The sequence below is a fragment of the Sphingobacterium kyonggiense genome, from assembly GCF_039536825.1.
GTDB classification, from domain to species: Bacteria; Bacteroidota; Bacteroidia; order Sphingobacteriales; family Sphingobacteriaceae; genus Sphingobacterium; species Sphingobacterium kyonggiense.
Genome location: NZ_BAAAZI010000001.1, coordinates 123,053 through 136,866 on the forward strand (window position 1 = coordinate 123,053; position 13,814 = coordinate 136,866).

General features: G+C 36.6%; 9 protein-coding genes. 2 read left to right on the top strand and 7 right to left on the bottom strand.

Annotated elements, in window-relative coordinates; genetic code table 11:
- Positions 1-23: 23 nt before the first annotated feature.
- Positions 24-569 carry a dihydrofolate reductase family protein gene (locus tag ABD676_RS00545; RefSeq protein ID WP_344672732.1) on the bottom strand — a complete coding sequence of 182 codons (546 nt, stop codon included), beginning with the start codon at positions 567-569 and terminating at the stop codon, positions 24-26.
- A gap of 73 nt (positions 570-642) precedes the next feature.
- A complete protein-coding gene (locus ABD676_RS00550; RefSeq protein ID WP_344672733.1) occupies positions 643-1,863 on the bottom strand; it encodes a metallophosphoesterase family protein in 1,221 nt (406 codons plus the stop codon).
- 183 nt (positions 1,864-2,046) lie between these two features.
- Between ABD676_RS00550 and ABD676_RS00555 the strand changes: the two genes are divergently transcribed.
- Positions 2,047-3,342 carry a cryptochrome/photolyase family protein gene (locus ABD676_RS00555; protein ID WP_344672734.1) on the top strand — a complete coding sequence of 432 codons (1,296 nt, stop codon included), beginning with the start codon at positions 2,047-2,049 and terminating at the stop codon, positions 3,340-3,342.
- Between the two features lie 12 nt (positions 3,343-3,354).
- On the opposite strand, the gene ABD676_RS00560 is transcribed toward ABD676_RS00555, so the two are convergent.
- A complete protein-coding gene (locus tag ABD676_RS00560) occupies positions 3,355-5,865 on the bottom strand; it encodes a cation-translocating P-type ATPase (protein WP_344672735.1) in 2,511 nt (836 codons plus the stop codon).
- 316 nt (positions 5,866-6,181) lie between these two features.
- Here ABD676_RS00560 and ABD676_RS00565 point away from each other — a divergent pair, with 316 nt between their 5' ends.
- On the top strand, positions 6,182-8,626 hold the full coding sequence (locus tag ABD676_RS00565; protein WP_344672736.1) for a TonB-dependent receptor: 2,445 nt from the start codon (positions 6,182-6,184) through the stop codon (positions 8,624-8,626).
- On the opposite strand, the gene ABD676_RS00570 is transcribed toward ABD676_RS00565, so the two are convergent.
- From ABD676_RS00570 to ABD676_RS00585, 4 genes are all read right to left on the bottom strand, one after another.
- Positions 8,595-9,428 carry a helix-turn-helix domain-containing protein gene (locus ABD676_RS00570; protein ID WP_344672737.1) on the bottom strand — a complete coding sequence of 278 codons (834 nt, stop codon included), beginning with the start codon at positions 9,426-9,428 and terminating at the stop codon, positions 8,595-8,597. The two genes, ABD676_RS00565 and ABD676_RS00570, sit on opposite strands and share 32 nt — an antisense overlap.
- Before the next feature lie 101 nt (positions 9,429-9,529).
- Entirely contained in the window at positions 9,530-10,135 is a 606-nt protein-coding gene (locus tag ABD676_RS00575; RefSeq protein ID WP_344672738.1) for a response regulator, read from the bottom strand.
- Positions 10,132-12,012 (bottom strand): ATP-binding protein, encoded by a 1,881-nt coding sequence (locus ABD676_RS00580; protein WP_344672739.1) that lies wholly within the window; start codon positions 12,010-12,012, stop codon positions 10,132-10,134. Before ABD676_RS00580 ends, ABD676_RS00575 begins: the two co-directional genes overlap by 4 nt.
- Before the next feature lie 578 nt (positions 12,013-12,590).
- Positions 12,591-13,622, bottom strand: coding sequence for a nucleoside hydrolase (locus ABD676_RS00585; protein WP_344672740.1), 1,032 nt, complete (start codon positions 13,620-13,622; stop codon positions 12,591-12,593).
- Positions 13,623-13,814 lie beyond the last annotated feature (192 nt).

The following is a 13,814-nucleotide window of genomic DNA, read 5'->3' on the forward strand; positions in this document are numbered from 1 at the left end:
TGACCAAAATCTTATAATGACGCCTATTTTATGGGTACATAAGTGAGCTCAATCACTCCTGAGTGGAAAATCCTTGTATTTTCGAGCTTTAAGGAGAGCGATTGCTTTAAGTCTTCAAAGAGCGGCTTTCCCTTTCCGAGTGCAATTGGATGGACTGATAAAATATATTTATCAATTAAGTCATTTGTAATAAAAGAATTAATTAAGCTTGCCCCTCCATACAACCAAATATCCTTTCCGGGTTTCTGTTTAATAGCCGCAACCTGCTCCACTACATTTTCTGAAATATAGGTCACTCCAGCATCCTTCTTCTTTTGTCTTGAGAACACGTATTTATGCATTCCGTGAATCTTCTTCCACATAATTTGTTCATAAAGGTCAGCCGTTTCATCAACTTTATAATTCCCCCATTGATCATAACTAACTCTTCCGTAGAAAATGGTATCTACACTATCTAAAAAGCCTTTAAAATCCATTTCTTGTTCCATGATACACCAATCAATTTCCCCATTGCTTCCTTCAATAAAACCATCGAGTGTAACCGCCAGATTTAAAATAACTTTTCGCATAAGTATTGTACCTCCCTCAAATTGATGAAGGAATTAAGATATAAATGAAAAGGCTCAATTACAAAGGATATTTTTAAACAGTTAGGTTTCCTAATGAAGTACCATCATCACGGATAAGGGATAAATTTAACTTAGCTGAATTGGCTTGTACTTGAATAACAGTTCGATTACCGGGTTTAGGCCCCCCACCAATTACAATTGGAAAATTGTGTTTTCCAGGAACAGAAGGGTGTATACCAGGTTTATGTGTATGCCCACAAAGCATAAGGCTAATGTTAGCAGCATTGAGCAAATCACCCCATTCTTTGAAATACTGGGTTGCAGCATGAAGTTCTTTGCCAGCATAAAATGGAGGAATATGTGTCACTACGATTCGATATTTGGCATCACGACATGCAGGTTTTTCTAATTCTTCTTTGAGCCAGGCAGTTTGTTTACTACGATAAGCATCAAACTCTATTAAACCCCAGTTTGCCGCATCTTCATCGGAGCGCGTTTCGCCAGAATCCATGATCAGCATGTACACCGGTCCTTGCCGAAATCCATAGTAAAAAGGATGATCTACTCCACGCATATAATCGGTAATCTGACGAGCATGTCCACTCCAGGTTTCATGATTTCCTCTGGAGTAGATTACAGGAATGGTAGACTCCGTTAAAAGTGCCATTGGAGCCAAAACACTCGTTATAAAATGATCTTCAGATTTCATGGAACTGACCATATCTCCATTTAGCACATAAAACTCAGGCTCATTGATGGTACTCAATTTTCTCAATTCGGCAAAAGAAGTTGGGGTTTCGTGTATATCATTAAAGACAATAAAAGATGTTTCTGCCTGATTAGATTGAGAACCTTTTAAAGAGAATACAGGACTTTTTTCCTTTGGTCCAAATTGGCTGTCTTTCCGCTCTAATTGTATTACTTCTGAGGCTTCAATTTGATAATGATAAGGAATATTCGGGTCTAAATTAGCTACAGGGATTCGATGTATGGTACCAACATGAGCCATTCCATCTCTTACTTCCCTGGTTTTTTGATTTAAGTTTTCAGGTTGCTTACCATAATGAACCCAGCAAACTACAGGTTTTTTAAAAACACATAAAATTTCTAATTCCGCATCTCCCCTTCGCCAGATTAACGGGTTACAGGCAAAAAGTCCTTCTTCCATTTGAGCATGTTCAAGTGGAACAGCAAATGCATCAAACTGTGATAAACCCAAACTACCCAATAAAAAGGCAGCAGATTTCAAAAAATAACGACGGTTTACCTGGTTTTGTTGGTTGATATCTTTCATTGTTTTAGTCAAATAATGCAGCCTAAATTAATGCAGTGGTATTAAATAGGTTTAAAGGAATCATTATCAATTAAATATACTTAAAGATTCTCTTTTATTATCAAAGAAATTCTTTTAGTGCCTTTAAGTGATTAATTTTTGTTGATTTAATAGCTAATTTTAGGCTTTTGAGGTTATGTATTCATGAAGAAAAAGGTATCTATTTTTTGGTTTCGTCGCGATTTAAGGTTAAAGGATAATGTAGGTTTGGCCAATGCTTTAAAGGGTAGTTCGCCGGTATTGCCTATTTTTATTTTCGACCCTACTATTCTCGATCAACTGGAAGATAAAACAGATCGCAGAGTAGATTATATTCAGCAAGTTCTTCTTGATGTCAATCAGCAATTAGAAAAAAAGGGGGCTTCCTTAAGATGTTTCTACACAAATCCGATTCAAGCATTCACCCAATTATTGGAACATTATGCAATTGATACGGTTTACTGTAATAACGATTATGAACCTTATGCAATCAAACGTGACCTTGAAGTAAAATCATTTTTAGAAGAACAGGATGTCCCCTTTCAATCCTATAAGGATCAAGTCATATTTGAAGGATCGGATATATTAAAACAGGATGGAAAGCCTTATACGGTCTTTACGCCATACTCAAGAAAGTGGATCGAGAAATTGAACGAGAAAATGCTCCTTCCGCAAGAAATGAATTGGGAAAGGTTACTACAAATTCAAGCACAGAGAATCATAACCCTTAATGAATTAGGTTTTAATAAAACCGAAATCATGTATACTGCCCCTGTGTTTGATGATTCTATAATTGATTCTTATGAGCAATATCGGGATTATCCCTATTTGGATCAAACGACACATTTAGGCATAGCTTTCCGATTTGGGACATTAAGTATCCGCGAGGCGGTAGCATTTGCATTAGACCATAATCAAACATGGTTGAAGGAGTTAATCTGGCGAGAGTTTTTCATGCAAATCCTCTATCATTTTCCACAAGTTGAACAGCAATCATTTAAACCAAAATATGACCATATCCCTTGGTTGAATAAGGAAGCGGATTTTGAGCTCTGGTGCTCTGGGAATACAGGCTATCCTTTGGTGGATGCAGGAATGCGTCAATTAAATCAAACAGGATTTATGCACAATCGTGTCCGAATGTTGGTTGCAAGTTTTCTATGCAAGCATCTCCTTATTGATTGGCGATGGGGTGAGGCTTATTTTGCAAAAAAATTGGATGACTTTGATTTAGCTTCCAACAATGGTAATTGGCAATGGGCAGCAGGTTCAGGTTGTGATGCTGCTCCTTATTTCCGAATATTTAACCCCAATATCCAATTAAAGAAGTTTGACAAAGAAAATCTTTATGTCAAAAAATGGGTTCCAGAGTATGGTACAGATCAATACCCCTCACCTATGGTAGACCATGACGAGGCAAGGAAAAGAGCATTGGCAATATATGCTAATGCCCTATCTTAAATTCTTCTGTAATTAGCCTTCAACCTTTGTTCTTCTCCTAATCAATTTATATAGTTCAAACCAAAGTACAGAGACCGCAGCAATTAATCCGCAGAATACAAGATCACCAAACCTTAATGGACTTAGATCAAAAAACCTGGCAAATACTGGGATGTACAAAATAGCCATCAATAATAATAAAGTCAAAGTGATAACGATTGCAAACAATATATTGCGATTTTTAAAGCTTTCAAACAAGCTGTAATAAAAGGACCTATTTGTTAAACTCAAAAGGATATTGGCAAAGATTAACGTGGTAAATACCATCGCACGTGCATTCTCTTCATTTGCACCAAAACAAACGCACCATTGATACACAAAAAGCACGCCTATGGTGATAATTAAGCCTTGAATAATACTGATGGTCAACTCCTTCCAATTCAAAAAAGTATCGGTTAATTTCCGAGGTTTTTGAATCATTGTATTTTTTTCCATAGGTTCATTTTCATACACTATGGAGCAGGTTGGCCCCATAATTAACTCCAAGAAAATCACATGTACTGGAGTAAATATCTGTGGATAAATCCACCCTAAGAACAGGGGCAATGAAACTGTTAAAATAATAGGGATATGTATGGATATGATGTATTGAATAGCCTTTTTGATGTTGGTATATATCCTTCTACCCGCTGCTATTCCAACAATCAATTTGCCAAGGTCATCATTGGTAATAACCAAAGAAGCCGCTGCTTTTGCAATCTCAGTCCCTTTATTTCCCATGGCGACCCCAATATGGGCAGCCTTTAAGGCAGGGCCATCATTGACACCATCGCCTAACATGGCAACCACCTCACCTTGTTTCTTAAGGGCATTGACCACGGTTAATTTGGCATCAGGATACATCCTGGTGAAAAGGACATTTTTCTCAACCGAAGTCTGCAATTGATCCTCAGAAAGAGCCATAATCTGCTTGCCTTCTAAAGCTTCATCCGTATGTTGAATTCCAGCTTGGCTAGCTATACTTCTGGTAGTATCTGTGTTATCACCAGTGATTACTTTAACTTGAATTCCAGCGTCATAAATCTGTTGAAAAACCTCCTGAATTCCTTTTTTTGGAGGGTCATAAAAAACAACCAATCCCATAAACTCAAAAGGAAAGTCCTGTTGTATTTTTGGAAATTCTGTACTTTCAAAATTAGACTTTGCAACACCTAATACACGATATCCTTCCCTGCCAAAAGAAGTAATCAAGCCCCTAACCTTTTCCTTTTCTTCATTCGATAAATTAGATACTTGATGAATGGCTTCTGGTGCTCCTTTAGCAGCGACAATTCGGTTACCATGCTTATCTTCGAAAAGGTGAGTCATCATGGGTGGTTTCCCTTCCAAAGGGTATTCATGGAATAAGTGATAGCCTTTACGAAGATCCTCCTTTTGTGTTTTGACATAAACCTCATGCAAAGTCTTCTCCATAGGATCAAATGGTACAGGCTCACTACTCCACATAGCATAACTGATCAATTCATTTAATGCAGGAGCAGCAAATTCTGCTTCATTGTATGTTTTATCAGTAGCAAAATCATAGATCTGTTTCAAGTGCATACTGTTCTCTGTAATAGTTCCGGTTTTATCGGTACAGATTACCGTTGTACTACCCAATGTTTCTACAATACTGCTTCGTTTTATGATTACCCCTTCTCGCATTAGTTTCCAAGCACCTAACGCCATAAAGGTGGTAAAGGCAACTGGTATTTCCTCTGGCAGAACGGACATTGCCAGGGTTAAGCCGTTTAAAAGACTTTGCAACAAATCATGTCCCTTGTAGTAATTTACCGCACAGACCAATAGAAATATGACTATCCCAATAATGGCCATATTCTTCACAAACTTCCCTATTTGATGTTGTAATGGAGATTGTTCTTCTTTAATTTGCCCTATTGTAGTTCCAATTTTACCCAATCGTGTTTCCTTGCCTATTTGTTCTACCTCAAATACCGCCAATCCTGACACAGCTAATGTTCCACTATAAACTCGATTATCTTCATGATCGGCATTCTTAAAAACAGACAAGCTTTCACCTGTTAAAGAAGACTCATTTACTGAAAAGTCATGACTATGTACAATTCTTCCATCTGCATTAATCATCTTACCCTCTTCTACTATACTTAAATCACCTACCACAATTTCTCGAGTTGGAATTTTAAGTACTCCCCCATTTCTGATTACTTGGCTTAATGGTTCATTCAGCTTCTCCAAGGCTTCCAAAGCTTTCTTACTGCGGTTATCTTGGTAGAAAGAAATAGCTGAAACAGCAACTAACGCCACAAACATAAAGGATGCCTCTGCATAATCACCTATTATTACATAAATAATAGAGATTGCAAAGAGCAATATTAGCATGGGCTCTTTAATTATATCCAATAATAAAGTCAGCCAATTGGACCGTTTAATGGTCTCCATTTCATTTAATCCATGTTTCTTTCTAGAAGCTAATACTTCAGCATCAGTTAGTCCTATCAAGTTTTCAGGAATATTTAAAGACATAGGTAATATGGTTTACAAGATTAATAAAAGTAATCAATCTTTTCTTGCAAGTACTGTTCTATAGTCTATTTAGAAGGTTTTAAAAGAAGGTAATTCTAAGGACTGTTTTTCATTGCCATTAGTAGTGTGTAAGCCCCAGTATTCACTATTTTTTTTATCCTTTAATACTTTGGGGTTTTTATAGATTAATGAATTACAATATTAATTATTCTCAATTAGCGCAAATCCAGGTCTATTTGAAAATAGAGTGGTATAATTCTCTACTTCCAACCTCAAAATCAACATCTTTTATATTTTTACAAAAAATAAAATTATTGTGAATAAACTCCTATACCTAACCTATTTCTTATTAATTAGCAGCAGTCTTTTTGGGCAGCAGCATCAAATCAAAGGCCAAGTACAAGATTCCATTAGTAAGGAACCCATTGCATACGTCAGTGTTGCAGTACTGGATCATAATAACCAAATAATAAATGGTGTCATGACTGATTCATTAGGTGATTTCACGATCCCTAACACGCAAAATGGAAACTATGTCCTCTTAGTAAAATTCATTGGCTATCAACAAAAACGTATTCCCTTTCAAATACATGGGGAGAAAGAAAAACTATTTTCAACAATATGGCTCTCACCAAGTACTGAATCCATTGAAACAGTTCGTATTTTAGGAGCTGACCCTGCTCAGAAACACTTGGCAGACAAACAAGTTTACCAAGCCAATCAATATAAAAATGCTGTTGGAGGAACGGCATTGGATATTGTGAAAAACCTTCCAGCAGCCTCAGTGGATGCCCAAGGAAATATTAGCATTCGTGGAAATGCTGGCTTAATAGTCTTAATAAACGGAAAGCCATCTCTGATGGATCCAGCTACCATATTAGTTCAGATAGCAGCAAATGATGTCTCTGAGGTAGAATATATCTCCAATCCATCAGCACAATTCGACCCGGATGGAAAGGCGGGAATGATCAATATTAAAACCAAAACAAAGCAGGTAAATGGTTTCTCTTGGTACATGAATCTTCAAGGAGGATTGCCGAGTATCCACGATTATGACAATCTCGAAAAACAACAACGATATGGTGCCGATATTGCCTTTCAATTGAAGAAAGATAAACTGGAATTGAATGGCTCCGCCAATTACTTAAGAAATGACAATGCAGGCTTCCGAGATGGCGATGTAAATACTATCATTGGAGATAAACAAACTTTCTTTCCATCAAAAGGTGAAAGAAGCTTTGACAAGTATAATTATGGATTACGTTTAAATGGTTCTTACCAAGCTTCGGAGAAACATCGATTTGATTTAGGTCTACTTGCTTCAAAACGTTTCCAAGATCGCTTAGCGGATATTTATTACAACAATCGGACGATACAGCCATCTACAGGAAATGAATTGCAAAGACTTGACTACCATAACCCTAACCTTCAAAATAAACAGGGCGAGTTTTATTTGATTGACTTTAATTATCAATACCAAATCAATGAAGCGCATGGATTATCCTTAGGAGCTATCTACGAATACGCCGATATTCATGGATCGACACTTAACTCCAACATACACGGGCAAGCAGACACCATACAATGGACAAGGAGTACCTATACCAATCCGCTTAAGGGTTTAAGATTAACTGCCCAACATAAATGGAATTGGGAGAATAGTAGTTTAACATCCGGGTACCAATTAAGGCAAGATTTACAAAAAGGCAATTTTGAATATTACGAATCTATTGGAGGGAAAAACAACCCTATTCTCAACACCGAGTTCTCTGGTAGGATGAATGCTGACAATATCGTTCATGCTGTATATAGCCAATATGAACGTAAAGGCGATAAAACACAATATAGTCTTGGATTACGTTATGAATACTATAATCGAGATTTAGTATTGCTGCATACGAATGAAAAGTTCCCCTACTCCATCCATCAATTATACCCATCGATGAGCCTCATGCATGATTTAGGTCAAGGATGGTCTTGGAAAGTTGCGGCAGCACGTCGGGTGCAAAGAAATAACAATTTCGAATTGAATCCCATACCAGAAAGAGAGCATTCCGAAACATTGGAACAAGGAGATCCTGAACTTTTACCAGAATTCATCAGCAATGTAGAAACAGGAGTCGTCAAAACATTCTCAAAAGGATCTGCATTCCTTAATGCTTATTTTCAACACAGTAAGAACCCCATTCAACGTGTAAACTCGGTTTATGCCGACAGCATTCTTCATCGCGTATTCAGCAATGCAGATTATGCAAAACGTTGGGGAATTGAAGCAGGTACTAATACCAAACTATTGCCTTGGCTACAATTTAATTTAGGAGCTAATGCTTATCATTATAAGGTTTCCGGGAAAGTATTAGATTACGAAAATATCCGATCTAACCAAGATTGGGTGTATTCCATCAATTCAGGATTGCAGGCCAATCTTTCTAAGGGCTGGAGCACAGGGTTACAGGTAAATTACATTTCTGAAAGACCTACAGTTCAAGGGATGGATTCCAAATTCGTGACGCCTCATTTTAATCTCAGCAAGCAATTCTTACGAGGTACCATGACAGCACAATTGCAATGGCAAAATATAGAGTTAGGTAAATGGGGAGTAAATGAACAACGTATCAGCACCTATGCTCCCGATTTTTATACCACGACGAACTATGTGTATGAGAAAAACGTATTCTTAATTAATTTAAACATCAATCTTCAACGATTGAATCAAATCCTGAAATTGCCTAAGAGTGAGTTTGGTGAAAAGGAATTTTAAGGTTTTCATGGCGAAAGTCTTTGGGACTTTGAAGGGTATAACGTTTAAAGTATTTCGAGAAATTTGACTTATCGGAGAAGCCTAAATCAAAGGCTACTTCGGAAATACTCTTACCAGTATAGATCAACAGTCGCTTTGCTTCTTGGATCAAGTAGTCTGCAAGTACATCAGAAGCTGTTTTAGAAGCTTCTCTCTTGCAGGCTGCATTCAAATTCTGCGGGCTGGTATGCAATTTCTCTGCATAGTGCGCAACATGATTTACAGGATGTACATCCTCACGCAGTAATTTTGTAAAACGCTTGTATAAATTATCCGGTAATTCAGCTCGTCTAGGAGAAGTAGAATTGGCTTCCAATAATTTTGCGATTAAAGCCTTAAATAATCCCTCTTGACAGGTCTTATTTGTTTCATTCATCAATAACTGAAAAATAGTCTCCACTACTTTGACGTTAAGTATTGGCAGCATATCCAATTTAACGAGTTGATCCAAAAGCATATTGAGTTCAGGATCATAACTTGCATCTACAAAGTGTCTCTTTAATAACAATACATAGCCTAAGATGGGTTTTTCCAAATCCCAATGATGTACATTATCTTGCCTTATCACGAGTAGGCAAGGCGTTTCAATTTTGAATACCCTCCCATCAATTACATGTTTACCAGAAGTTTTCGTCAATAATACAAGTTCCAAGTAGCCATTATGTTTATGTGGCTTTGTATTCGATTTACTTTGGTCAAAAGCTGCAACCTTAAGACTAAGACTTCGCTCCAACTTATTCTTTACTTGTATTTCTTTTTCCATGCTTTCTCGGGTTGATTATGCTAAAAAGTAGACCTTACACCAGGATAGTATCTACTTTTAATCAATAGCATTCAAAAATACCGGGTTCAGCAAGGTAAAAATTAATAATCAAAAAAATCACCTTGATTTCTAATTTTCGTTTTCAGTTTTTGTCTAATATTCTTTCTGTGGGTACGGATAGTCATGACACTACGATGCAACAGTTCTGCAATCTCTTGACTTGATTTACCTTCTTTGATATATTGGTAAATCTCGAGTTCACGATAAGTTAAACCAAAATCATTCACCATCACGGTCACTGAGTTGGAATTCTGTAAAATATCATGGCTATATTGTGTCTGACCAGCATAAACCTTACGAATAACAGCTAGTAGATCCACCGAATCCAATTCTTTGGAAATATAACCTTCTACTCCTATTTCTTCTAGTTCAGCAGTAAATACGGGGTTCACCTCTAAGGAAAGAATAATGATTTTGGTTTTCGGTCTTATTTTTTTAATCTCCTTAGCTATGGCAATACCTGACTTTTCATTCAAATACATATCCAAGAGAACCATATCAGGTTCATGCAATCTAAGGCGATCTTTCATATCCTTGCCATCTGAATATGCCTCTAAAAACAACATATCCTTCTCTTGAGAAATGATAGCTCGAAGCCCGTCACTAAACAATTTATGGTTATCAATGTTTATCAGCTTTATCATCATATCTTATCTACGTTGGTTTTAAACGGAATTATTACCTGAGCACTACAGCCACTTTTTGTTAAATAAAAATCAAATGTCCCACGGTAATAATCTACCCTTGAACGAATACTATGCATCCCTATCCCATTACCATTTTCAGGCATACATGTTGCGACTCCCTGCCCATTATCTTGAACTAACAAACGAACTTCATGATCATCTATCGCTAAATCCACTTCGATGAGTGTTACGCCTATAGCATGTTTTAAAGCATTTGTTATCAATTCCTGGTAGATTCTGAACAAATGTATTTTCATATCAAAAGGCATGACCTTTTCATCCCCAAAACATTGCAATTCAATTTTTGGCACTGAGCCATAAGTTAAAGCATCATGCTGAATGGAACCACATAAACCAAGACTCTTCAAGTTTTTCGGTGCCAATTGATGAATCAGCCTCTTAAAATCGCCGTTGATATCTTTAAGCATTTCCTGAACTTTGTTCTTTTGTTGTAGCTGTTCAGCAGATAACAACAATCTTAATCCTTGCAAGGTGCCGCCAATACCATCGTGTATATCTTGTGCTATCCGAGATCTTTCCTTTTCTTGAATCATTACTAATTCTAGAGCCAGCATCCTTCTTTTGTTTTCAGCAAAAGCTAAATCAGCTACAAAATGATCAAAATCTTGTTTATACTTCACAGAGAATACAATCATGAGGTAAATAATCTCCACTGAAAATGCAAAAATGATATTGCCTGGCCTAACAAATTGAGGAAAATAGAAGATGTCAAACGTATTCAGTAGGTACATGACAACCGAAAGGAATATCAAGCTATTCCCCAATAAATAATGAAAGATATATGGCGATTTACCTTTAATACAATACCAGATATTGACCAACAAAAAGGCAGTTTGTGTCAACAAAAGCGCTGCGAAAATTAACTGAAAGACACGTACTAAATAGGTATTACTATTTAGTGCAAAGTGCAAAAGCAGATAAATCAAAGTAGCAGATAACACCAATTTATTCAATAGAATCAACTTTTTGCTCAAATTCGGAAAATACTTCTTCTGTTGAACAAAAGTCATAAACACATACACGTTAAAATAGAGGGTAAGCGCAAGAAATGTGAGTTTAGGGATTTGTGTCCAAACAGCATATAATCCATCAGGAATGACATAAACATCGTGCAAGTATTCAATCATATTAAATGCGAGAAGTGATGAAATATAACCAAGCATCATCGCATAAAAGCGTTTTTTTAAAATTAAAAACAAGCAGAGATTAAAAACTATGGCGAAGAAGAAGAAACCAAAATACCGCCCTAACAGAAAAGAAAAGCCAAGTTCATAAATTAGGATATCACTTTTTGTACTGATGTCTGTCGGGAAATAGAGATTCTGCCGTCCAAAAACTTCTGTGCGTAATAAAAAGACCTTTTCTTCCGCAGCTTCCATTGGAAATTCAAAGGACACTGGGCGTATGGGAACATCACGTTCTGAAAGTCGTTGAAAGTGCGAACCTTGAGTCGATCGAATGATTTTATTCCCTAGACTATCCAGTTCAAATACATTAAATTTTATTCCATCATTATAAAAACTCCACAGGTAGTTCTCTCTATACTTGGAATCATTGATGACATGAAGCGCAAACCAATGCACACAATCTGTCACCCCTTTATTCACAACTGTAGCACCTGATAACTTTTTAAACTGTCCAGCTTTCCATTTTTTTAGAACCTCTGAAGCATTTTCAGAACAGCTGCAATCTATATATTCCGATAAATAAGGGATAATACGGATATCATTGGCCCCAGGAAGCCTAAGTGGTTCTGCCCCGTAGGTTGAGGTAAAACCAAACAAAATCATCCAAATGAATAGATGAAAAACTTTCATGTAATAACTGGTTTGCTAACCAAATATAACAAAAAGAGTAAAATTTTGTGGTGAAAATCATTGATTTTGGAGTATTATTTAATCGTTGATTTAATATACCCAATGCATTCCTTCATCTTCAATATCATGAGTGCCAACCCAAATGTAATACCATTAAACACCTCGTCTATTGTCGTTTACTCTTTTTAAATCCACATAGCCCCATTTTCAACCGGTGCGGAGTCCTATAAATTTTATCTCTCACATTTTGTTTGCATTCGCATTTGAATTTTATTTTTGGTTATGAATACTCTTGAGTCAATTGTTGCTATTTGTTGCTTCATGTTAATAGCATATCTGGCGTTTAGAATGCTTATATGGGAAAATAAAAATGATACACCTCTATATTCTAAGATTAGAACTATTGGTATAATGGCTCAAGCGATTGGATTGATTTTACTTATCCTGTACTATTTATTTATAAAGGATTAGGGTTAATTTAAGTGGTTGCATTTGGTGAGTAGATAGGTTATTTCCTCTTTTAATTTTATTCCTAAACCATTATTCCAAGATGAATCATTCCAATTATTAGTAATTACTTATTTCCTATAAGCTTTAGGTTTTTGACGAATGAGATCCTTAAAGTAGGTTTTTAGAGGTTCAATGTGTTGTTTTTGAATGGAGAGTACATAATGTATGGCCTGTGGATTTTCCACAAAATCGGTATATCCTTGTTCATTTATGGTCAAAATGCCGGGTTTGGATTTGTCCAAAAGGCTGTTTTCTTTTTCACCGATATAATAAACCGAAGTTAAGTCCCAGGTAGGACGATTGTAAGGAAAAGGTCGATAGCGTTTATAGGCATCCACTAAGGGGTGATGTGTTGCCCATTGAAAATCTTCTTGGATACTGGCCCCCGGATAAACGACTTGCTTACCAACTTCAAAAGGAGATAATACTATTTCTCCGGGCCAATTAGCTAGAGTATACCTGGCAGCAGGTATATCGTGAATCACATTAAATTCTGCACGTTTTTTATCGCCAAATGAACCTGCCATGATAGAGAGTAACTTAACTTTCTTGGCTACCAAAGCTTTTCCATCCAGTTTACTGTACTTATCAGGTCCGCTCTGTAATAGTCTTGCTAGGTTGGTGGAAAAACCCACAGAAACTACAGTTACCGATCCATCTGCTTGCTTTGCTAGTATCTTTCGATATAACTCATGCGCAGGAAGCAACTGATCATGCTGTTTGACAGAATATTTATAACGATTAGTAGAATCATTCAATTGCACCATGTTTTTACTATAATCGGCATAATCATCGATTAACACTCCACTTTCAATCTTGCCAATAGGAACCTTCCCATATCCATACCAAGTAGAAAGCAAATCAATTAATCGAGTAGAATAGGCAGAACCTTTATTATTCATAATCCCCAACAACTTAATCTTCCCTTGGTCTGCATATTTATACAACATATCCAAAGCAAGAACATCATCAATATCATTTCCCATGTCTGTATCGAAAATAATCAATTCCATTTTCTGTTTTTTCTGTGCTTGAACAGCTGAAAACTGGAAAACTGTAAGGAAGAGAATGAGGTAGGTAGAACGAATAAGGTTTTTCATAAGGTTGACTTTCCTTATGAAATTAGTTATTTATAGCTAAAAAGCGAAATCCAACAGCAGTTTTCTTCCATGATTTGTAAAGGTTTGGGTCTAGTCAAGTCTGTATTTTCTTCTAAATTGCTTCGAGAGTCTAAAGGATTTTGTAAGCATCTGCTATGGATCTTGTTCGGATCTCGTTCGGTCGGAACCGAA